Annotated in this window: 20 protein-coding genes; 14 read left to right on the forward strand and 6 right to left on the reverse strand. The window is 55.8% G+C overall.

Annotated elements, in window-relative coordinates:
• Positions 1-16 precede the first annotated feature (16 nt).
• Both ppx and ppk1 read right to left on the reverse strand, forming a co-directional pair.
• Positions 17-1,540 (reverse strand): exopolyphosphatase, encoded by a 1,524-nt coding sequence (gene ppx, locus FD744_RS21650; protein ID WP_160869345.1) that lies wholly within the window; start codon positions 1,538-1,540, stop codon positions 17-19.
• Between the two features lie 5 nt (positions 1,541-1,545).
• Positions 1,546-3,606: a polyphosphate kinase 1 gene (gene ppk1 / locus FD744_RS21655; protein ID WP_034825724.1), complete on the reverse strand. Its 2,061-nt coding sequence runs from the start codon at positions 3,604-3,606 to the stop codon at positions 1,546-1,548.
• Positions 3,607-3,788: 182 nt separating this feature from the next.
• On the opposite strand from ppk1, the gene FD744_RS21660 reads away from it, so the two are divergent.
• From FD744_RS21660 to pstB, 3 genes are read left to right on the forward strand one after another with little or no spacing between them, the layout of a single operon-like run.
• The gene (locus FD744_RS21660; protein ID WP_160869347.1) at positions 3,789-5,882 is read left to right on the forward strand and encodes an ABC transporter permease subunit; all 2,094 of its coding nucleotides are present in this window, start codon (positions 3,789-3,791) and stop codon (positions 5,880-5,882) included.
• Entirely contained in the window at positions 5,879-7,477 is a 1,599-nt protein-coding gene (pstA, locus tag FD744_RS21665) for a phosphate ABC transporter permease PstA (RefSeq protein WP_160869349.1), read from the forward strand. The genes FD744_RS21660 and pstA overlap by 4 nt, the downstream gene beginning before the upstream one ends.
• Positions 7,478-7,489: 12 nt before the next feature.
• Complete coding sequence (gene pstB, locus FD744_RS21670) at positions 7,490-8,257, forward strand: phosphate ABC transporter ATP-binding protein PstB (protein ID WP_038645455.1); 768 nt, start codon at positions 7,490-7,492, stop codon at positions 8,255-8,257.
• 137 nt (positions 8,258-8,394) lie between these two features.
• Here the strand turns inward: pstB and purN are convergent, their stop codons facing one another.
• Both purN and purM read right to left on the reverse strand, forming a co-directional pair.
• A complete protein-coding gene (purN, locus tag FD744_RS21675) occupies positions 8,395-9,033 on the reverse strand; it encodes a phosphoribosylglycinamide formyltransferase (RefSeq protein ID WP_160834301.1) in 639 nt (212 codons plus the stop codon).
• A complete protein-coding gene (gene purM, locus FD744_RS21680; RefSeq protein ID WP_034825969.1) occupies positions 9,030-10,070 on the reverse strand; it encodes a phosphoribosylformylglycinamidine cyclo-ligase in 1,041 nt (346 codons plus the stop codon). The genes purN and purM overlap by 4 nt, the downstream gene beginning before the upstream one ends.
• Positions 10,071-10,309: 239 nt before the next feature.
• On the opposite strand from purM, the gene upp reads away from it, so the two are divergent.
• The 3 genes from upp (at position 10,310) to hda (ending at position 13,256) form a co-directional block, all read left to right on the forward strand.
• The gene (gene upp / locus FD744_RS21685) at positions 10,310-10,936 is read left to right on the forward strand and encodes a uracil phosphoribosyltransferase (protein WP_034825735.1); all 627 of its coding nucleotides are present in this window, start codon (positions 10,310-10,312) and stop codon (positions 10,934-10,936) included.
• Positions 10,937-11,177: 241 nt separating this feature from the next.
• On the forward strand, positions 11,178-12,461 hold the full coding sequence (uraA, locus tag FD744_RS21690; protein ID WP_034825737.1) for a uracil permease: 1,284 nt from the start codon (positions 11,178-11,180) through the stop codon (positions 12,459-12,461).
• 93 nt (positions 12,462-12,554) lie between these two features.
• Entirely contained in the window at positions 12,555-13,256 is a 702-nt protein-coding gene (hda, locus tag FD744_RS21695; RefSeq protein WP_202403671.1) for a DnaA inactivator Hda, read from the forward strand.
• On the opposite strand, the gene arsC is transcribed toward hda, so the two are convergent.
• Both arsC and FD744_RS21705 read right to left on the reverse strand, forming a co-directional pair.
• Positions 13,253-13,600 carry an arsenate reductase (glutaredoxin) gene (gene arsC, locus FD744_RS21700; RefSeq protein ID WP_202403665.1) on the reverse strand — a complete coding sequence of 116 codons (348 nt, stop codon included), beginning with the start codon at positions 13,598-13,600 and terminating at the stop codon, positions 13,253-13,255. The two genes, hda and arsC, sit on opposite strands and share 4 nt — an antisense overlap.
• Before the next feature lie 5 nt (positions 13,601-13,605).
• Complete coding sequence (locus FD744_RS21705; protein WP_097118589.1) at positions 13,606-15,069, reverse strand: M48 family metallopeptidase; 1,464 nt, start codon at positions 15,067-15,069, stop codon at positions 13,606-13,608.
• A 639-nt stretch (positions 15,070-15,708) separates the two neighbouring features.
• Here FD744_RS21705 and FD744_RS21710 point away from each other — a divergent pair.
• The 8 genes from FD744_RS21710 (at position 15,709) to FD744_RS21745 (ending at position 22,625) form a co-directional block, all read left to right on the forward strand.
• Positions 15,709-16,314 (forward strand): DsrE family protein, encoded by a 606-nt coding sequence (locus tag FD744_RS21710; protein ID WP_058959113.1) that lies wholly within the window; start codon positions 15,709-15,711, stop codon positions 16,312-16,314.
• 34 nt (positions 16,315-16,348) lie between these two features.
• Complete coding sequence (locus tag FD744_RS21715; protein ID WP_058959112.1) at positions 16,349-16,957, forward strand: DsrE family protein; 609 nt, start codon at positions 16,349-16,351, stop codon at positions 16,955-16,957.
• 126 nt (positions 16,958-17,083) lie between these two features.
• A complete protein-coding gene (locus tag FD744_RS21720) occupies positions 17,084-18,100 on the forward strand; it encodes a substrate-binding domain-containing protein (protein ID WP_034825748.1) in 1,017 nt (338 codons plus the stop codon).
• Between the two features lie 23 nt (positions 18,101-18,123).
• Complete coding sequence (locus tag FD744_RS21725) at positions 18,124-19,128, forward strand: ABC transporter substrate-binding protein (RefSeq protein WP_230599116.1); 1,005 nt, start codon at positions 18,124-18,126, stop codon at positions 19,126-19,128.
• A 2-nt stretch (positions 19,129-19,130) separates the two neighbouring features.
• Positions 19,131-19,988: an ABC transporter permease gene (locus FD744_RS21730; RefSeq protein ID WP_160869351.1), complete on the forward strand. Its 858-nt coding sequence runs from the start codon at positions 19,131-19,133 to the stop codon at positions 19,986-19,988.
• The gene (locus FD744_RS21735; protein ID WP_160869353.1) at positions 19,985-20,797 is read left to right on the forward strand and encodes an ABC transporter permease; all 813 of its coding nucleotides are present in this window, start codon (positions 19,985-19,987) and stop codon (positions 20,795-20,797) included. The genes FD744_RS21730 and FD744_RS21735 overlap by 4 nt, the downstream gene beginning before the upstream one ends.
• Entirely contained in the window at positions 20,794-21,783 is a 990-nt protein-coding gene (locus FD744_RS21740) for an ABC transporter ATP-binding protein (protein ID WP_045814894.1), read from the forward strand. The genes FD744_RS21735 and FD744_RS21740 overlap by 4 nt, the downstream gene beginning before the upstream one ends.
• Before the next feature lie 11 nt (positions 21,784-21,794).
• On the forward strand, positions 21,795-22,625 hold the full coding sequence (locus FD744_RS21745) for a phosphodiesterase (RefSeq protein ID WP_160869373.1): 831 nt from the start codon (positions 21,795-21,797) through the stop codon (positions 22,623-22,625).
• Positions 22,626-22,678 lie beyond the last annotated feature (53 nt).

Genomic DNA, 22,678 nt, shown 5'->3' on the forward strand with positions numbered 1-22,678 from the left:
GGGCCAGCAGCCCGCATTACTCCTCTTCCAGCGTCAGTTTCCAGCCGGTGACATCATTCCAGTAGGCTTGCTCACGCTCCAGATCCAACTGTACCAGCGTATTCTGGCTCAGATAGCCACGCGGGAAAGTCAGCGTCCAGTTGCTGTCATCTGCGTTGAGTTTGAGCGAGTCCGGCTTGGTGGTGGCCTGGCGCTGATTATTCAGCAGCGTACCCAGACGCAACAGGAACACCATCGGCAGGAACTGTTTCTTTTTGAACAAGGTGAAACGCGGCATCTCATCCTGCTTCACCGCTTTACGGTGGTAGCGTACCAGCATGGCCAACAGCATCTGTTGATCCTGATTAAAACCAGGCATGTTGGAGTTCTGCAGGATGTAAGCTGAATGGCGCTGCATGCCGCTGTGATTGATGGTCAATCCCACTTCATGCAGCAGCGCAGCCCATTTCAGTAACGCCGAGAGCTGTGGATTCGCCAGTTTGGGATTTTGATCCAGCCACTGCAGATAAAGCTGCTCGGTTGTTTCCAGCACGCGGCGTGCCTGATCGCTATCGATAGCGTAGTGGTTAGCCAGACTTTGCGCGGTGCGGCTGCGGATATCCTGATGGCGGAAGCGACCTTCCATCTCATACAGCACACCTTCACGCAGCGCGCCGTCAGACAGGCGCAGTTCGCGAATTGCCAGCGCATCAAATACGCCACACAGAATCGCTAACCCTGGCACAAACACCGCTTTACGCTCTTCCGACAAGCCCGGCAGGCTCAACGCATTAAACGACTTGTGCTTCAGCACCTCAGAGACCAGCATCTCCAGCGTTTCCGGCGTGATCAGCTTCTCTTTCTCACCCATTGCCATCAACACTTCGCAGGCCGCTTTGATCGAGCCTGAAGCGCCGAGCGCATACTGCCAGCCGTGCAGACGATACTGCCAAGCCATGGTTTCCAGCTTCTGCGCTGCGGACAAACGCGCGCGACGGAAGTGTTCAGGCGAAATTTCCCCTTTCGGGAAATAGAGATTGGCAAAGCTGACACAACCCATGCGGCGGCTTTCCACCAGCTGCGGTTCAAAATCCTCACCGATCACCAGTTCGGTTGAACCGCCGCCGATATCGATCACCAGCTTGCGGCCTTTTTCCGGCTGCGTGTGCTCCACGCCCATGAAGATCAGACGCGCTTCTTCGTTGCCAGAGATGATCTCGATCGGATAGGGGATCACCTCTGCGGCGCGCTGCAGGAACTCTTCGGCATTGGTGGCGATACGCAGCGTGTGCGTACCGACGATAGTGACGTTTGCCGGGCTGAACCCCTGTAAACGCTCCGCAAACAGCGCCAGGCAGCTCAGGCCACGCTCCATCGCCTCATCGCTCAGGCGATTTTGCGAATCTAACCCATCGGCCAGATGCACGCGCTGTTTCAAACGCCCCAACACTTGCATGGCGCCATCGACCACACGGGCAATGACCATGTGGAAACTGTTTGAGCCCAGATCGATGGCAGCAAATTCCTGCGGTTTCGGCGTACTTTTATGGGAAATTGGCATAGGCGTTATTCGGGTTGTTCCAGTTTCTTGATGTAATCGTAAATCGCCAGCTGCGAGCGCACCTTCTTGCGATTGCCGCGCGGAACATAACGGTTACTCAGTTCTTTGTCCACGATGCGCGCTTTCACGGTATCACTCAACAGAATGGCAATGATATCCAGAATGCGCTGCTTCACGCGGGGATCAAGGATCGCCACGGCCACCTCAATACGGTGATCGATATTACGCGTCATCCAGTCTGCGGAAGAGAGATAAACCTTTTTCTCGCCGCCGCTCTCAAAAATATAGACGCGGTCATGCTCAAGATAACGGTCAACGATGCTGGTAATACGAATATTTTCGCTGATGCCCGGTAAATCAGGGATCAGAGAACACATGCCGCGCACCAGTAAATTGATCTTCACGCCCGCAGATGACGCGGCATAGAGGCGATCCACCAGGCCGTTATCGACGAGGTTGTTGATTTTCAGCGTAATGCCCGCCGGTTTTTTCTGCTGGGCATTGGCGATCTCGGCATCGATCAACTTATACAGCATGTCGCGCGAGTTCTGCGGCGACACCAGTAAGTGTTCGAACGTCACCGGACGATACGGGTTCTCAATAAAGTTGAACACGCGGCGCACTTCATTGGTGATGCGCGCATCGGCGGTCAGCAATGAATAGTCAGTATAAATGCGTGCGGTTTTTTCGTTGAAGTTACCGGTGCCGATATGCGCATAACGCACAATCTCATCGCCTTCACGACGTGAAATCAGGAACAGTTTGGCGTGAATTTTCAGACCCGGCGCGGAGAAGATCACGTGCACACCGGCTTCGGTCAGGCGTTTTGCCCAGCGAATGTTGGCTTCTTCATCAAAACGCGCCTGCAGCTCAACCACCACAGTCACTTTTTTACCGTTGTACGCCGCGTGGATCATCGCATCCATGATGCGTGAGTTTTTAGCTACACGATAAATGTTGATCTTAATCGCCAGCACGCTTGGGTCGAACGATGCCTGACGCAACAGCTCCAGCACGTGCTCAAAGGTGTGATACGGATAGTAGAGCAGCACATCGCGATTACGGATGGCATCGAAACCGTTACGGAAACCATCAAAGCCGATGTGACGGATTTGCGGCAGCGGACGGTTTTCCAGATTGGCTTTGCCGACGTTCGGGAAGCCAATAAAGTCTTTAAAGTTGTGGTAACGGCCGCCCGGCACAATCGAATCGTAGTTCGAAATCGACAGCTTATGGCGCAGCATTTCCACCATCGCATCCGGCATATCACGCTGATACACAAAGCGCACCGGTTCTGCGTTAAGACGCTGCTTCAGGCTGGAGGACATCAGTTCCAGCAGGCTTGATTCCATCTCGGTAACGAGGTCATATTCGGCATCGCGCGTCATCTTCATCGAATAAGCATTCAGCGCATCGTAATCGAAGAAGCCTTTGAAGATCTCATCCAGGCAATAGCGCAGGATATTATCCAACAGGATCATCGGCTTGCGACGACGCGGTGATTCAGCCGGTAAGTTGACGAAACGGGGAACCTTGTCGGACGGGATCTCCAGCAGCGCGTAACGAATATCGTCGCCGCGAATGATCTCGACCGCCAGATAGGTGTAATCGTCTTTGAGGAACTCAATCAGATCGGTGTCGTGATTGATCAGAATCGGCGTGACGTGCTGGCGTAATTGATGTTTGAAGTAATAGCGCAGCCACTCTTGCTGATTCGGCGACAGCTGGCGTTCGTTAATCAGGAAGATCTGATTACGTGCCATCTCCAGCAGCAGGTCGTTGTACAGCGCATCGAATTCCTGATCCGATTTCTGCACCCGCAGCTGAATTTTTTTCAAGATATGACGAAGGGTCGTTGGGGTGCCCTGTTCTTCACCAATCAGAATGCGACGTTTCAGATCGGCGAAGCGCACTTTATAGAACTCTTCGAGATTGTTGGAATAGATACCCAGGAAGCGCATGCGCTCAATCAGCGGGTTAGTCTTGTCCGCTGCTTCCTGTAATACACGTTCGTTGAAGCTTAACCAGCTTATTTCTTTTTCTATATACAGCTTTTCCTGACCCATTCTGACTCCGTGATGCTGTTGCTGGACGGATTGTCCGGCGGGAAAATCGCAAAAATGCGCCTCCGCTCAGTGTCCGTCACCATTATGGCGAGAGTATGGCAAGCTTGTCCAACGCCAAAGGTTGTCTTATCAATCAGCTACGGGCAACATAGCGACGTGTTTTCACCTGTAACCTGGCCTGCATGAGCATAAATCGTATCCCTGTCCATTTCAGCGACCGCCGTCGCCGCGCTGTCGATCAGTTTGTTCGTCGCGTGGTGACAGGCTGCGGCGTGGGCATTTTGCTGCTGATGCTGCTGCTATTCTTCTGGCTGATCTGGGTGGTGTTACCCCTTTTCAGCGCGCCGGGCATGCAAGCCACCACCAATATCCAACTTTGGGATAAAGCCCAGGTACTGGCGATGGGCAGCGATGGGCGTCTCGGCTGGCGCATCAGCCGCAACGAGGCGCGCTTTATTCCGCTTGATGGACAGCCCGCCGCTGAGGCGCTGGTGCTGCAACAGCACCCTGATGCGGCGGTCAACAGCAGCAATAGCAGTAGCGTGTTGCTCAATATGCAGGGCGCACTGCTGCTGATGCAACCGCTGATCCACGAAAATCACGGTCAATGGTTCTTCCCGTTTGGCGATCGTCCGCTGCGTCTGGCGCAGGGCGCGGTCACCACCATGGCGCTCACCTCGCTAAGCGATCACCAATGGCGGATTGCCGCCCAAACGCCGGCAGGCATCAGCGTAATGACGCTGGAGAACCAGCAAACCGTTAATCAGATTTTGCTGCCACAGCAGCAAGCCGAGCATTTGCTGTTATCCCCCGACGGCACATTGCTGTACGCCAGCGAAGGACGTTTGCTGCGCGTATGGCAAATCACCCCTGAGGGCGCACAGCTGCGCGAAACGCAGACCCTTAACCAGCGTCCGCTAAGCCTGCATATCCTCACCGGGGGGCGCACGCTGCTGATTCAGGATACCCAGGGGGTCAAGCAATGGTTTGCCATCGCAGGCGATAAAGGGCCGCGGTTGCAGGAAATTCATACCTTTGATCACAGCCAGGATGCGCTGAAGGTTGTGCCTGAGGCGCAGCGTCGTGTGTTTGCCACCTTTAATGCAGCGGGTGAGGTCAAACTGTTCGCCAGCAAGCAGCAGGGACCGATTTTGACGCGTCAGCTGGCACCGGGCATCCAGGCGCTGGCCTTTTCACCCCGCGGCGATGCGCTGATTATTGAACGGGAAGGGCAGTGGCAACAGTTTGCGCTGGATAATCCGTGGCCCGATTTCACCTGGCGCAATCTGTGGCAAAAAATCTGGTACGAAAACTATCCGCAGCCGGATTGGGTATGGCAATCCACTGCGGCTGGCGACAGCTATCAGGCCAAATTCAGTCTGATACCGATGGTGCTGGGTACACTCAAAGCCGCCTCGCTGGCGCTGCTGTTTGCCACGCCGCTGGCTCTGGCGGCGGCAATGTACACCGCATGGTTTATGTCTCCGGGATTACGCCGCTGGGTGAAGCCGGGCATTGAAATGATGGGTGCGTTGCCAAGCGTGGTGATTGGCTTGATTGCCGGTGTCTGGCTGGCACCGCACGTGAGTACTGCGCTGGTCGGCGTGTTGCTGCTACCGCTGGTGCTGGCGGTGACTTTATTGCTGTGCGGCGTGCTCAGTCCGCATTTGCCAGCGCGTTGGCGACGCCCAGGTTTCGAGGTGATTCTGCTGCTGCCGGTATTGCTGGCCGTCACACTCCTGACGCTTTGGCTGCCCACGCAGTTGTGGCCGGATATCGGCGAGCGGTTGGCGCATTATGAACAACGCAACTTATTGGTCGCAGCGCTGGCGATGGGCTTTGCATTGGTGCCGTTGATTTTCACCTTGTCAGAAGATGCTTTATTCAGCGTGCCCGGCGCGCTGGGGCAAGGTTCACTGGCGCTGGGTGCCACGCCGTGGCAAACCCTGACGCGTGTGGTTCTGCCTGGCGCATCAGCAGGCATTTTTGCTGCCCTGATGATCGGTTTTGGCCGCGCGGTAGGGGAAACCATGATTGTGCTGATGGCCACCGGCAACACGCCGGTCAGCGAAGGCGGCTTGTTTGCCGGATTACGTGCACTTTCGGCTAACATCGCCATTGAGATGCCTGAAGCGGCAGCGGGCAGTGCGCATTACCGAATTCTGTTCCTGAGTGCGCTGTTGTTACTGATATTCACTTTAGTGATCAACACCGTCGCGGAGTTGATTCGTCAGCGTCTGCGCCAGCGCTACAGCCAGCATGAGGGACAGGGATGAAAGCGATGCGTCAAAACGATCGCTGGCGCTGGCTGACAGCCGGTGCGGTGGCCGTGTGTTTACTGGCGTTTACCTTGCTGATTGGCCTGCTGGGATGGCAGGGCATGCGCGCCTTCTGGCCGCAGCCAGTGGATCAATACCTGTTCCAGCCGCCGGAAGGCTCGGCGGTGATGGTGCTGGGCGAAACGCTGCACAAACAGCCCCAGGGCGAGCAGTGGCGCTATGTGGTGAAAACGGGCAATCGCGATTTTGCCGCACCGGATTTCCGTGTGCTGTATAGCCAGGGCGCGGCGAAAACGCGTCGCCCGGCAGATGCGGTGGTTTTACAGCGCCGCAGCGGCGGCAACGCTTACGGTTGGCTGATTGAACTGCGGGAAGACAATGAAGTGCTGACCGCGCGCGATCGTGATGCGCTGCTGCATCAGCGGTTGGCGCAAGTCCATGAGCAGCTACGTCAGGCCAGCCATATTCGTCGTGTGCAAATGGCGCGCCTCAATGCACAGCTGGAAAGCCTGCAGCAGCAAGCTGATGAGCAACGTCAGCGCGGCACGTTCACCCTGCAGGATCAATCGGAATTCGATGCCAACAGCGTGGCGCTGCAACGGCGCTTTAGCGCACTAGCGCAACAACTGACCCATCTGCAACATGAGAGCGAACGCGACACGTTGGTGCTGCGCGATGTGCAGGGGCAGGATCATATTATTCCGCTGGCGCAGGTGGTGGATGCCTGGTATCCAAATGCGATGTCGTTTAGGCAGAAGTTGCAGCACTTCTTCAGTCAGATCTGGCAGTTTGTCAGCGATTCCCCAACATCAGGCGGCGGCGAGAGCGGGGCGTTCCCGGCGATTTTTGGCACCGTGCTGATGGTGTTGCTGATGTCGATCATCGTGATGCCGCTGGGGGTGGTGGCGGCGGTGTGGCTGCACGAATATGCCGGACGTCATGCGTTAACGCGGCTGGTGCGCATCGCGGTGGTGAACCTCGCCGGTGTGCCGTCGATTGTGTATGGCGTGTTTGGTCTGGGCTTCTTTGTCTGGCTCATTGGCGGCACCCTCGACCAGTTGTTCTTCTCGCGCTCGCTGCCTAATCCCACTTTTGGAACGCCCGGTCTGCTGTGGGCGGCGTTGACGCTGGCACTGCTGACATTGCCCGTGGTGATTGTTGCCACTGAAGAGGGGCTGTCACGCATCCCGGATAATTTGCGTCAGGGCTCATTGGCGCTGGGTGCCACTCAGGCGGAAACGCTGTGGCGCGTGGTGTTACCGCTGGCGGTCCCGGCGATGCTCACCGGCCTGATTCTGGCTGTAGCGCGTGCAGCAGGGGAAACCGCCCCGCTGATGCTGGTGGGTGTGGTGAAAATGGCCCCGGAGTTACCGGTGGATGCGGTGTTCCCCTATTTGCACCTCGACCGCAAATTTATGCACCTCGGTTTTCAGATTTACGATTTGGCGTTCCAGAGCCCGAATATCGACGCTGACCGACCGCTGGTTTACGCCACCGCCTTGCTGCTGGTGGTGATCATCCTGTCGCTCAATCTGTTGGCGATGGCGCTGCGGCATCGGCTGCGCGAGCGTTACCGCCTCATGACGCACTAGAAAGGTTTTTAGATGACGCCCGATTACGACATCGCGTTAACCGTTAACCAGCTGTCGCTGTGGTACGGTGAGCGCCAGGCGCTGAACAATATCGATCTGCACATCCCCAAAAACCGCATCACAGCGCTGATTGGTCCGTCCGGTTGTGGCAAGTCAACGCTGCTGCGCTGCTTTAATCGCATGAACGATGTGATTGATCGCTGCCGCATTGAAGGTGAAATTCTGCTCGATCAGCATGCGGTGATGCAGGCGAATCAGGATCTGCCTGCGTTGCGTCGCCGGATTGGCATGGTATTTCAGCGCCCGAATCCATTCCCGAAATCGATCTACGAGAACGTGGTGTACGGTTTGCGGCTGCAAGGGGTACGCGATCGTCGCGTGCTGAACGAAGCTTGTGAACGTGCACTGCGTGCAGCGGCACTGTGGAGTGAAGTGAAAGATCAGCTGGCACAGAATGCGTTGACGCTCTCCAGCGGTCAGCAGCAGCGTTTGGTGATTGCGCGTGCCATTGCCATTGAGCCGGAAGTATTGCTGCTGGATGAGCCAACGTCGGCGCTCGATCCGATTTCCACGCTAGTGATCGAAGAGTTGATGACCACGTTAAAGCAGCATTTCACGCTGGTGCTGGTGACGCACAACATGCAGCAGGCGGCGCGCGTGTCAGATTACACGGCGTTTATGCATAACGGACAACTGGTGGAGTTTGATGAAACCGACCGCATCTTCACCTCGCCAAAAGCGCGCAAAACCGAAGATTACATTACGGGTAGATTTGGTTAAGGGATAGGCAACGTGCGCTACGTTTTCAGGGCGCAGAAAGGCAACAGGTCTTAGAAGCCCCAGGCGCTGACATCAGCCAGTGACTGGGGAGAATTAAGCAGGTCAATGTGTCTGCAAGCGGCTGGATAAGGTGAAAATCAGTCGTGTGCGTAACCCTGAGGCGGCAACGGTTGCCCATCCAGCCAGGCTTTTCCATCACGCATCTGCAAGCGTCCATCGACAAACCAGCCGATCACCAGCGGATAAATCGCATGCTCCTGATGCTGCACGCGTGAGGTGATCTCTTCTTCATCATCTTCAGCAAACACCGGCACGCGCGCCTGCAAAATCACCGGTCCGCCATCCAGTTCGTCAGTAACAAAGTGCACTGACGTACCGTGTTCCTCATCGCCATTTTCTAACGCCTGACGATGAGTATGCAGTCCGGGATATTTCGGCAGCAGCGACGGATGGATGTTCACCAACCGGTCGTGATAATGCGCGACAAACGCCTGACTGAGAATGCGCATGTAACCGGCCAGCACCACCAAATCCGGCGCATAGGCATCGATTTCCTGCATCAGTTGGCGGTCAAACGCATCGCGGTCGGCAAAGTCACTGGCGGCGAGGCTATGGCCCGGCACGCTGGCTTCCTGCGCACGCGTCAAACCAAATGCCGAGGCTTTATTACTGAAAACGGCAGCGACGCTGCCGTTAATACGCCCGCTTGCGCAGGCGTCGAGGATGGACTGAAGATTGCTTCCGTTACCGGAGATCAGTACAACCAGTTTTTTCATGGATTAATAACCACTCGCTCTTCTGAGTCAGAGGCTTTAATCACACCGATTTTCCACGCCTGTTCGCCAGCGTCGGTCATCAGCTGTACCGCTTTATCGGCATCGGCCGGGCTCAGCGCGATGATCATGCCCACGCCGCAGTTAAAGGTACGATACATTTCATGACGGCTGACGTTACCGGCCTGCTGTAACCAGCTGAACACGGAGGGCCACTGCCAGCTCTTCTCGTCAATCACCGCCTGAGTATTGTCTGGCAACACGCGTGGGATGTTCTCCCAGAAGCCGCCACCGGTCAGGTGAGAAATCGCGTGCACATCCACCTGCTCGATCAGGCTGAGGATGTTTTTCACGTAGATGCGAGTCGGTGCCAGCAAATGATCGGCCAGTGGTTTGCCATCCAGCTGTTTGGTTTCTGGATCAGTCTGGCTGACTTCCAGAATCTTACGCACCAGCGAATAACCGTTCGAATGCGGGCCGCTTGAACCCAGTGCGATCAGCACGTCGCCGTCCTGCACTTTCGAACCGTCAATGATTTCTGATTTTTCCACCACGCCGACGCAGAAACCAGCCACGTCATAGTCTTCACCGTGGTACATGCCTGGCATCTCAGCGGTTTCACCGCCGACCAGCGCACAACCTGACTGCAGGCAACCTTCGGCGATGCCGGTGATCACCGCAGAAGCGGTATCCACATCCAGTTTGCCGGTCGCGTAGTAGTCGAGGAAGAACAGCGGCTCAGCGCCTTGCACAATCAGGTCGTTCACACACATCGCAACCAGATCGATGCCGATGCTGTCATGACGTTTGAGATCCATCGCCAGACGCAGCTTGGTGCCGACGCCATCGGTTCCGGAGACCAGCACAGGCTCGCGGTATTTCTGCGGCAGCGCACAGAGCGCGCCAAAGCCACCCAGCCCACCCATCACTTCCGGGCGGCGAGTTTTCTTTACTACGCCTTTAATACGGTCAACCAGATCGTTACCAGCATCGATATCAACACCGGCGTCTTTGTAGCTGAGAGAGGTTTTGTCGGTCACTGCGGAATCCCCACGCGAATTGCGGTTGGTGGCAAAAATTAAGCGCGCTAATTCTATCAGCGCAGGCAAACGTTTGCGAGTGCCATCTCACGCCGCTTTGCACAGTGCTGATTTTTCGCCAATCCTTAAGATCACGCGAATCGCGCTAAGCCATTGACCAATGACAAGTGGCGCAGCGGCAAAAAGGCGGTATAATCCGGCGATTTTTTTTAGCTCAACTCAATTCCGGGAGAACAATCATGAAGATCGTGGAAGTCAAACACCCGCTGGTCAAACATAAACTGGGCCTGATGCGTGAGCATGATATCAGCACCAAACGCTTCCGCGAGCTGGCCTCAGAAGTCGGCAGCCTGCTGACTTATGAAGCCACTGCCGATCTGGCCACGGAGCGCGTCACCATCGAAGGCTGGAACGGCCCGGTCGACGTCGATCAAATCAAAGGCAAAAAAATCACCGTGGTGCCGATTCTGCGTGCGGGCCTCGGCATGATGGAAGGTGTGCTGGAGCACGTGCCAAGCGCGCGCATCAGCGTTGTCGGTGTCTATCGTGATGAAGAGACGCTGGAGCCGGTGCCGTACTTCCAGAAATTGGTGTCTAACATCGAAGAGCGTTTAGCGCTGGTCGTTGACCCGATGCTGGCAACCGGTGGTTCGATGATCGCCACTATCGACCTGCTGAAAAAAGCGGGCTGCAACAGCATCAAAGTGCTGGTGTTGGTGGCGGCACCAGAAGGGATTGCGGCGCTGGAGAAAGCGCATCCGGACGTTGAGCTGTACACCGCGTCAATCGATCAGGGATTGAACGAGAAGGGCTATATCATTCCAGGTCTCGGCGATGCCGGCGATAAGATCTTCGGAACGAAATAAAGAAAGCATCCAGCCGGCCAGAGAGTCGGCTTTTTTTTGGCAAAAACACAACAACTCAAGTAATGCCCTTTAGTTCAGTGCCGCATAAACACCAGCACCTTTGGTAGCGGCGCGATTTATCGCGCTTTTTTCCCGACATGGCACTTAGCGTGTTGGAATATTGCGTAATGAATTGCGCCGCTCCCTGATGGCGCGGCCTGAACAAACAGCATTCATAACGACTAATGGGGATAGAGAAATAATGACAAGACGCGCGATCGGGGTAGATGAACGTCCACCGCTGCTGCAAACCATTCCACTCAGCTTACAACACCTGTTCGCCATGTTTGGCGCCACGGTGCTGGTGCCGATTCTGTTCCACATCAACCCGGCCACTGTATTGCTGTTTAACGGCGTCGGTACGCTGCTGTATCTGTTTATCTGTAAAGGCAAAATCCCGGCGTATCTGGGTTCGAGCTTTGCCTTTATTTCACCGGTGCTGCTGTTGTTGCCGCTGGGTTATGAAGTGGCGCTGGGCGGCTTTATCCTGTGCGGCTTCCTGTTCTGCGTGGTGGCGCTGATAGTCAAAAAAGCCGGCACCGGTTGGCTGGATGTAATGTTCCCACCGGCCGCGATGGGCGCAATTGTTGCGGTGATCGGCCTGGAACTGGCGGGCGTGGCAGCCAATATGGCGGGTCTGTTGCCAGCCGATGGCACCTCGCCAGACAGCAAAACCATCCTGATTTCGATGGTGACGCTGGCGGTCACGGTGTTTGGTTCGGTGCTGTTCCGCGGCTTCCTCGCCATCATCCCGATTCTGATTGGTGTGCTGGCAGGCTATGCGCTTTCCTCCTTTATGGGCATCGTAAACTGGCAATCGGTGGCTGATGCGCCGTGGTTTGCACTGCCAACCTTCTACACGCCGCGCTTCGAATGGGCCGCGATGTTGACCATCCTGCCTGCGGCGCTGGTGGTGATCGCTGAGCACGTTGGCCACTTAGTCGTTACCGCCAATATCGTGAAAAAAGATCTGATTCGCGATCCCGGCCTGCATCGCTCGATGTTTGCTAACGGCTTGTCCACCATGATCTCTGGTTTCTTCGGTTCCACGCCAAACACCACTTACGGTGAGAACATCGGCGTGATGGCGATAACCCGTGTATACAGCACCTGGGTGATTGGCGGGGCGGCGATCTTCGCGATTCTGCTCTCTTGCGTAGGTAAACTGGCGGCCGCAATTCAGGCGATCCCGGTGCCGGTCATGGGGGGCGTTTCTCTGCTGTTGTACGGAGTGATCGGGGCTTCCGGTATTCGCGTATTGATTGAATCTAAAGTGGATTACAACAAAGCGCAGAATCTGATCCTGACCTCGGTGATCCTGATCATCGGCGTCAGCGGCGCGAAAGTGCATATCGGCGCTGCAGAACTGAAAGGCATGGCGCTGGCCACCATCGTTGGCGTGGCGCTGGCACTGATTTTCCGCGTAATCAATCTGTTACGGCCCGAGGAAGTGGTACTGGATGCCGAAGAAAAGCGCGAAAGTTAATGCGCTTTGCCGGGCAGGGAAGCCTGGTTCATCTCTTGCAAGGATCGTGATAAACTTGCGCCGTTTTCTGCCTGCTCATCCGTTGAGGTACTTCTGAACACGCCGGCACAGCTTTCACTGCCACTCTATTTACCCGATGATGAAACCTTTGCCAGTTTCTGGCCGGGGGAAAATCCGTCTCTGCTGGCGGCGCTGCAAGGCGCACTCTCTCAGCAACACGGCAGCTATCTCTATTTTTGGTCACGTGAAGGCGGCGGCCGTAGTCACTTACTGCATGCAGCCTGTGCTGAGATGTCGGCCCGTGGTGAAGCGGTGGGATATGTTCCGCTGGATAAACGCACCTGGTTTGTGCCGGAAGTGTTGGACGGCATGGAGAACCTGGCACTGGTCTGCATTGATAATATCGAATGCATTGCCGGTGATGCCGAGTGGGAGATGGCGATCTTTGATCTCTACAACCGCATTCTGGAAATTGGCAAAACGCGCTTGCTGATCACTGGTGATCGCCCACCGCGTCAGCTCAATCTTGGCCTGCCGGACTTAGCTTCCCGTCTCGACTGGGGACAAATCTATCGTTTGCAGCCATTGTCAGATGAAGACAAACTCCAGGCGATGCAAATGCGAGCAGGGCTGCGTGGTTTTGAGTTACCGGAAGATGTCGGGCGCTTCCTGCTGAAACGCCTCGACCGCGAAATGCGCACGCTGTTTGATACGCTTGATCGGTTAGATCGCGCCTCTATCAGCGCGCAACGCAAGCTCACCATTCCTTTTGTCAAAGAAGCGCTGGGGCTTTAAACAATCTCCAGCACCACTTCCGGTGGACGGCCAATTCGTGCCTGATCACCGTTGATCACGATGGGGCGTTCGATCAGTTTCGGATGCTCAACCATCGCCTGCAGTAGTTGATCTTCACTCAACTGGCTGTCTGCCAGATTTAACTCTTTATAAAGATCTTCTTTGCGGCGCATCAGATCGCGCGCACTACTCATGCCTAGCTGTTGCAACAGGTTTTTCAGCGTCCGCACGTCAGGCGGTGTTTCAAGATACAGCACCACTTCAGGCGCTATGCCTTTTTCCTGCAACAGCGCCAGGGTTTCGCGGCTCTTGCTGCAACGCGGGTTGTGATAAATGCTCACCATGATTTTTATCCTTTCTGATACTGACGGAACCGCTTTTGCAGTTCGCGGAACTGATCGATGCGAGCATCGTAACGTGCCTGTTTCAGGCTGCCGAGCGGCACCTGGGCGCTGGCACTGCTCAGGGTGGTGATCGCCTGATCGAGCTGGCCATTGAGTGCTAATCCTTCCGCTCGTGCCGACAACTCCTCATCCCGTAATCCCTGTGCTGCCGAGGCTTGTGCCAGTAAATCCCAGGCATTGACGTCATCGGGATGGGCAAAGGTATAGCGATTAAGGATGCGCGTGGCATTAGCCGGCTGTTTCGCCTCGACATAGGCGTTAGCGAGGTTGAGCTGTAATACCGGATTGGTGCTGCTACCTTTAGCGCTGGTCAGCATGTTGATGGCCTGTTGCGGCTGGTTCAGACCGATGTCGATATCCGTCATGATATCCAGCAACCAGACATTATCCGGCTGTTTCGCCAGCATTGGCGTAATAATTTTTTTCGCGCTGTCGAAGCTTTTTGCCTGCAGGAACTGCACCGCTTTACCGTATTGCGATGCCATTTGCTCACGTGAGTTGCCTTTGGCGTATTCATTTAACAGCTCATCGGTCAGCTGGTTGCGGCCCGTGGCATACATACCCAACGAGCGCACTTTCGCCATGTAGAAGCCTTCCGATGACTGCACCACCACCGGGCGCATCTGGTTGGCACGGTTACGCGCATCGGCCAAACGGCTATCCGGTAAGGGGTGCGTCAGTAAAATTTCCGGTGGTTTGGAGGAGAAGCGGCTTTGATCGGCGAGCTTCTGCAGGAAAGCTGGCATCGCCTGCGGATCGAAACCTGCACGTTGCAGCACCTGAATCCCGATGCGGTCAGCCTCTTGCTCATTGGCCTGAGTGAAGCTGATCATACCCTGTTGCGTACCCGCCAACGTACCGGTTAACGCCGCCATCCCGGCTTGTGGGCTGGCAATGGCGAGCAGAATCGACCCCAACGCGCCCACCCAGGTGAGTGGCGCATTACGCTTCTGCTCTTCCATGGCACGTGCCAGATGGCGTTGAGTGACGTGAGAAATTTCGTGCGCCATCACCGACGCCAGTTGGCTTTCATTGTCGGTGTAGCGGAACAATGATGAATGCAGCACTACGTTGCCGCCGAAAAAGGCGAAAGCGTTCAGTTCGTCATTCTGAATGAGAAAGAAGTGAAACGGCGTGCGCACCGAATTGGCATGCGCCACCAGGCGCTGCCCTAACTCATTGATGTATTGATTTAATAGCGGATCGTTAATCAGCGGCGCACTGGCGCGCAGTTGGCGCACGTAGAAGTCGCCAATTTGTAATTCCTGATTAATGGATAGCGTTGAACCCGCTGTGGTTCCCATATCGGGCAGATTATCACTCACGTCCGCGTGCACGGAGAGTGCGGGCGTCAGCAGCAGCGTAGGAATAAGGGCCGCCAGCACTGATTTTTTCAACCGGTTAAACATGCCTTGATCCTGTAAAAGTCACCTGCAATTGGACAGGTAAGTCGTTCAAATGTTCTGCGCGTACTTTCCTTTGACGCAGCGCTTCTATCTTAACCAGCGCGTGGTAACAAGCAAATGAAGAAGCGACACAGACTTAAAATGAAAAAATGGCTACAGCGGGCGCTGATTGCAGCAAAAAATTGAATAGTCCGCCACGACAAAGTTAGCGCTTTTACAGGTTCAGAAGTTAAAGTTACGTAAAGTTGCTCAAAATAATTGAATCTGGCATGAACTTTTCCAGGTTTACTCTGAAAAACAAACGTCAAAACAGTGAACTGGCCTGTTTTATCCATCAGTGATTTTAATGGTGATTTTTTATAGGGTCGCCGAAATTTTAGTTAAGTATGGTCATATTTTCAGCTCCCCTGGCTTGATAAAACCTAAATAGCTGACAGTCGATTCAAGCCAGTTATTTTTTTAGGCCTCTCTTCAGCTCAATCGAAAGCATTATTCAATTAGCCTGACTAATTATTATTTCCGCAATGAAAACCCCGGACAGCCCAAAACTACAGCACTTTTGCCCTGCTCACGCTGTGATATAGATAAGGCACTTTATTCAAACGGACTGTGAATTAGCGCAGTGCATGCCGGAGAGTTTTTATGCGTTCTGTTGTCTCTTACGCCCTGATTGCGATCGTGGGTGGGTTTGTTGGCGCCACCGTCAGCAAAAGTGATGATATTTATCAGCGAGTGGTGAGCCATTTTTCTGCCGAGCCAACCGATCCTGAAGGTTTCTGGAGCACACCTGCTGTCGATGGTTACGGCAAAATCCATTACGAATCTGATGCCGCCTTTAAACCGGTAGTCGGGCTGAGCAACAAAGTGGTGTTTCAAATCACCAAAAGCGAAGGGGACATGAAGCGGCCTAATCTTGGGCTGGAGCGCGTCGCCCGCGTAGTCAACCTCTATATCGCTTCAGGCGTGCCGGCCGATCAGCTGCACTTTGTGGTCTCTGTGACCGGTGATGCCACGCCTGCCATGCTGGATAACGCGCATTTCCAGCAATTTTATAAAGCTGACAACCCCAATCTGGCGCTGATCGGTGAACTCAACAAATTAGGCGTCAAAGTGTCGGTGTGCGATCAGTCAGTGGCGTTCCATCACTTCCCGAAAGAGTGGATCGATCAATCGGTTATTCATGCATTGTCCAGTCCGACCACGGTGTCGACGCTGGAAAATCAGGGTTATGCCTTCCTGCAAATGTAATTGGGCTTAGGGTCTTCTATCGAGGAGAAGTGAAATGCGTCCAGCGTCCTATATTGTTATCGCCGCACTGGCGGGTTTCGTGGGCGGTAATGTGTTACAGCTTCCAGAGCTGGTGGATAAGGTCAGCAGCAAGTTTGCTGACAACAAAAGCGAGCCAGCGGACTTCTGGAGCACGCCAGCCATCGCGGGCTACGGCAAAATCCATTTTGTGAATACGCCGGATTACAACCCCGCGAATACGCCAGGCCTGAGCAATAAGGTCGTTTTTCAGATCAACCGCACGGAAGGGGATGTCCGTCAACCTAACCTCGGACTGGAACGCGTGGCGCGTGTCACCAACCTCTATTACGCTGCCGGGGTGCCGCTGAATCAGCTGAATTTTGTGGTGTCGATCAACAGCGATGCCGTGCCTGCCGCGCTGAATAACGAACAATTCCGCAAAGCTTACGGCACAGATAACCCGAACCTGAAATTGATCGATGAGTTAAAGCAGGCGGGTGTAAAGGTGACGATTTGCGATCAGTCGGTGGCGTTCCATCAGCTACAGCGTGACTGGATCGATACGCGCGTCACTCATACGCTCTCCAGTGGCACCACAGTTGCCTCGCTGCAAAACGAAGGTTACGCCTTCCTGATGTTGTAATTCCTGCCTGACAGCAGTTCGCGCTGCTGTCATTTTTTCGTCATCTTCCCGCGATGTTGCTGTCACAGTTCGCCGCTACTTTAAGCGCCAATGAGATCGATCTCATTGCTCAATCACGAGGCGAACATGTCCGATTTAATCAGTGTGGCAAAGCTGGCTGGCGTTTCTCGCGCTACCGCCGCACGCGCATTTTCTGATCCCCATCTGTTGCGGCCTGACACGCTGGAAAAGGTGTTGGCGGCATCAGAGCAACTCGGATTTCGCCCCAATCACATTGCACGTCAGCTGCGTACGCAAAGTTCTACCACGCTGGGTGTGCTGTTGCCTTCACTGCTCAACCCGATCTTCTCACGCCAGTTACAGGCGATGGAACGTCAGGCGCGTGCGGCTGGATACGGTTTGCTGGTGGCAACCAGTGATTATCAGCCAGAGCGTGAAGCGGCGATCGTCGAACACATGCTGCGCCAGCGTGTGGCGGGCCTGGTGCTGACCGTGGCCGATGCGGATAACAGCGCGGTTCTGACCACGCTGCATGAAGCCAGCATGCCGTTTGTCCTGGCGCACAACGTGCCTCAGCAGAGTCACTGGCCAGCGATTTGCGTGGATAACCAGCAGGCGATGCGGGAAGCCACCGAACATTTGCTAAGTCTGGGCCATCGTCATATCGGCATGGTCGCCGGGCCGATGCTGCAATCGGATCGCGCTCGCCTGCGTTATCAGGGCTACTGCGATGCGATGCAGGCCGCAGGGCTGAATGCGCTGCCGGTGATTGAAATGGCCAGCCATACCCATTCTGATTTCGCGCTGCTGCAACCGCAGTTGCAGGGCGCAGCACCGCTGACAGCGGTGATTTGTACAAATGATTTGCTTGCCATCAGCCTGATTGGTGCCGCGGCGCGTGCCGGTGTACGCATCCCGCAGCAGCTTTCGGTGATGGGTTTTGACGGCATCGATATTGGCGAGCAGATTGCGCCGTCACTGGCGAGCGTCTCTCAGCCAGCCGACATGCTCGGTGCCTGTGCCATCGATATGTTGTTACAACAAGCCAGCCGCGGCACCCGCGTACTGGCCCACCGGTTGCGGAGCGGTGAAAGCATCGCCGCACCCGCCACCGTTTTGACTGCCACCACCAGGGAACCATAACCACCATGAAATTCCATAAAAAAATGAAAATTCTTGCAGGAGCGATCGCGCTGACCGCCGGTTCGCTGTTCAGTATGATGACGCAGGCCGCCGAAACCGCGATCTGCTACAACTGTCCGCCCGAATGGGCTGACTGGGGTACACAGCTCAAAGCCATTGCCAAAGACACCGGCATCACCGTGCCACAAGACAACAAAAACTCCGGCCAGGCGCTGGCGCAAATGGTGGCGGAGAAGGGCAATCCGGTGGCAGATGTGGTGTATTACGGCGTCAGTTTCGGCATCCAGGCCGACAGCGCGGGCGTCATCACCGATTATAAACCGCAGCACTGGGACGACATCCCAGCCGGAATGAAAGATCCGAACGGTAAATGGGTCGCGCTGCACTCGGGCACCATGGGCTTTATGGTCAACGTGGATGCGCTCGGCGGCGCGCCAGTGCCACAATCCTGGGATGACCTGCTGAAACCTGAGTACAAAGGGATGGTTGGCTACCTTGATCCGGCCAGTGCCTTTGTCGGTTATGTGGCTGCTGTGGCCGTTAACCAGGCGAAAGGCGGCAACATGCAGGACTTCACGCCAGCGCTGAACTGGTTCAAGAAACTGCAGGCCAACCAGCCAATCGTACCGAAGCAGACGGCCTATGCGCGTCTGATTTCCGGCGAAATCCCGATTCTGCTCGACTACGACTTCAACGCCTATCGCGCCAAATATAAAGATCACGCCAACGTTGCGTTTGTGATCCCGAAAGAGGGCACGGTGACGGTTCCTTACGTCATCAGTCTGGTGAAGAACGCGCCACACGAAGCTAACGGCAAGAAAGTGATCGACTATGTGCTGTCGGATAAAGGTCAGGCGATTTGGGCCAATGCCTTCCTGCGCCCGGTGCGGACTTCAGCAATGTCACCTGAAGCGAAGAAATTCTTCCTGCCGGATAGCGATTATGCACGCGCCCAAACGGTCGACTATCAGCAGATGGCCGATGCGCAGAAAGCGTTCTCTGCGAAGTACCTGAGCGAGATCCACTAATCATGTCGATTTCCGACACCCTGGCGGCTTCACGCCGCCAGGCTCGCAGCTTGCCGGGCAGCAAATGGTTGTGGCTGACGCTGCCCGCGCTGCTGTTCTTCAGTGCATTTTGGTTGCTGCCGTTTGCGCGCCTGCTGCAAATCGGGATGCAAAACGATCGCACCACCCAGCACAGCGGCTACTGGACCGTGATTAGCCAGCCGAATTACCTGCTGAGTTTGCTGAATACCGTATTGCTGTCGCTGGCGGTGACATTGGTCACGCTGGTGATTGCTGCCATTGTCGGCTGTTTTCTGGCGCGTCAGCGTTTTGCTGGGCGCGGCACGTTATTAGCCTTATTGACCTTCCCTCTGGCCTTTCCCGGCGTGGTCGTGGGTTTTCTGGTGGTGATGCTCGCTGGCCGTCAGGGCTTGCTGGCGCAAATTAGCATGAGCCTGGTGCACGAGCGCTGGACGCTGGCCTATTCACTCACCGGATTGTTTATCGGCTATCTCTATTTCTCGCTGCCGCGCGCCATCGTCACGTTGGTGGCGGCCAGTGAAAAGCTTGACCGCTCGCTGGAAGAGGCAGCGCGATCACTTGGCGCCAGTCAGTGGCGTATTACCTGGGACGTGATCGTGCCCGGCCTGCAGCCGGCATTGCTCTCTACCGGCGCACTCTGTTTCGCCACCAGCATGGGCGCGTTTGGCACCGCTTTTACGCTCGGCACCGATTTGGCGGTGTTACCGCTGACCATTTATGGCGAATTCACTAACTACGCTAACTTTGCTACGGCGGCGGCGCTGTCGGTGGTGATGGGCGCGGTTGCCTGGCTGGCGCTGATGTTAGCACGCCGCCTGGCACACAAGGGGGCAGCATGAATCGTCGCGGATTGTTTAGCCTGCAGCTGTTAGTCACGACGCTCACCGCGCTGTTTATGATTGTGCCGGTGGTGCTGTCGATGCTGGCGGGTGTCACCAATAACTACTTTATCGGCCTGCGCAGCGGGTTGACCCTGAAATGGGTGGCGCAAGTGTGGGAGATGTACGCTGATACCTTCTGGCTGTCGTTGCTGATAGCGCTGTTCTGCTTGTTGGTCAATCTGGTGATTGGCGTACCCGCCGCGTGGGGCTTGTTGAAAGCGCCCGGCCGCTGGGCAGCACGTATTGAAGAGTGCCTGATGTTGCCCGTGGCGCTGCCCGGCTTAGCCACTGCGCTCGGCATCATTCTGCTTTACGGCCAGTTTTCCGGCCTGCGTGACAGCTGGGTATTTATTCTGATTGGTCACGTGCTGTTCACGCTGCCGTTTATGATGCGGCCGGTGCTGGCGGTGATGCAGGCGATCGATATGCCGCGTCTGGAAGAAGCTTCCGCCAGCCTCGGTGCCAGCCTGTGGCAGCGCTTCATTACCGTGGTGGTACCCAACTGCCGTAACGGCATTCTGGCGGGCGCCTTTATGGTGATCACCCTGTCGGTGGGGGAGTTCAACATCACCTGGATGCTGCATACGCCGCTGACCAAAACCCTGCCGGTCGGCCTCGCGGACAGTTACGCCTCGATGCGACTGGAAGTGGGTTCCGCTTATACGCTGATTTTCATTCTGATGATTTTGCCGCTACTGCTGATGCTGAATGCGGTGAATCACTGGCTTAACCGCGCGGTATCGCGCCAAAACAAGGAGGCGGCATGAATCCTGCGGCCGTTACCGTGACGCTGCGCGGTTGTTCACGTCACTTCAATCACCAACTGGCATTGCATCCGCTCGATCTGACCGTGAATCCCGGGGAAACCCTGGTGTTGCTCGGGCCTTCTGGCTGCGGAAAAACCACCACCTTGCGCATCATCAGCGGGCTTGAGCGCTGTGATGCGGGCGGCGAGGTGTGGTTCGACGATCGTAACGTTACCGCGTTGCCGATTGAGAAACGCAACGTTGGCATGGTGTTCCAGAACTATGCGCTGTTTCCCAATCTTAACGTCGCCGAGAACGTGGCTTACGGCTTGAAAGTGCAGGGCGTGGCGCGTGCCGAGCGTGAAGCGCGCGTGCAGGAGATGCTGGAGCTGGTGGATCTCAGCGCGCTGTCACAGCGCAGCATTGATAAGTTATCCGGTGGACAGAAACAGCGTGTGGCACTGGCGCGTGCGCTGGCAGCCAGACCCAAAGTGCTGCTGTTTGATGAGCCGCTGGCGGCGCTGGATGCACGTCTGCGCGATCGCCTGCGTCTGGAAATCGGCACCTTATTGAAGAAGCTGGCGATCACCGCCGTGTACGTCACGCACGATCAGCAAGAAGCCATGGCGCTCGGCGATCGCATCGCGGTGATGGAGCAGGGGCGTCTGGTGCAGATCGATACGCCACAAAATATCTATCAGCATCCCGCTTCGAAGTTTGTCGCCGATTTTGTCGGGGCGATTAACTGCGTCGATGTGGATAAGCGCGGCAATCCTCAGCGCTTCTGTCGTCCGGAAGATGTGCTACTCGCCGATGATAATCGCTACGCACGCCAGGGCTTTATCCTTGCCAGCACCTTTTTAGGCGCGTCGCAGCGGCTGATGATCGATATCGGCCTTGCCATGCCGATTCAGGTCGATCGCCATGCGCGTGAAGCCTGGCATGCCGGACAACCGGTGAGCTGGACGCTGGCGCAAGACGCCGCCCTGCAATTTTCTGCATCCTGAGGAAGAAATTCGTGTCTGAAGCATTGACGCTGATTGCGCAAATAAGTGATTTACATATCAAGGCGAACGGTCGCCTGTCGTATAAAAAAGTGGATACCCAGGCGGCGCTGCTGCGTGTCATCGACACCCTGAATCGTTTGACGCCGCGCCCGGACATGGTGGTGATCACCGGCGATCTGGTGGATTTCGGCAACGCAGAAGAGTATCAAACGCTGCGAACGGCGCTGCGACGTTTGCAACTGCCTTACATGCTGATGGCGGGCAATCACGACGATCGCCAGCAGCTACGCGCGGCGTTCCCGGATCACCACTATCTGCAACGTGGCGAAACCCTCAACTGGCAGGCGCGGGTGAAAGGGGTGCAGCTGCTGGCGCTGGACTCCAGCGTGCCGCAGCAGCCGTGGGGCTATGTGGATCAAGCGCAGTTGGAATGGCTGGAAGAACAGCTGGCACGTGAGCCACAATTGCCTACGCTGGTGATGTTGCACCATCCACCGTTGGTTTCCGGTATCGGCCATATGGATAAGCAACCCCTGCGTAATCCCGACGCGCTGGCGGCGATTATCCGCCAGCATCCGCAGGTGGAACGTGTGCTGAGCGGTCATTTGCATCGTTCGGTACAGGCGCGCTTCGCCGGTACGTTAGCCTGCGTTGCGCCAGGCGTGTCGCATCAGGTGGCCTTTGATTTGTCTGAAAATGGTCCGGCGAATTTCGTGCTGGAGCCGCCGGGTTTCCTGCTACATCGCTGGCACCCACAGCAAGGTATGACGACACACCAGTGCGCTATCGGCGATTATCCGGGCCCGTGGCCGTTCTATGATGCGAATGGTCTGATCGATTAGCGCCAACGTTTGCTGAATAATTACGCGTGTCTGACAGGATGGTTCGTGCTCAA

The organism is Pantoea sp. Taur, from assembly GCF_009830025.1.
In the GTDB taxonomy this organism is placed as follows: Bacteria; Pseudomonadota; Gammaproteobacteria; order Enterobacterales; family Enterobacteriaceae; genus Pantoea; species Pantoea communis.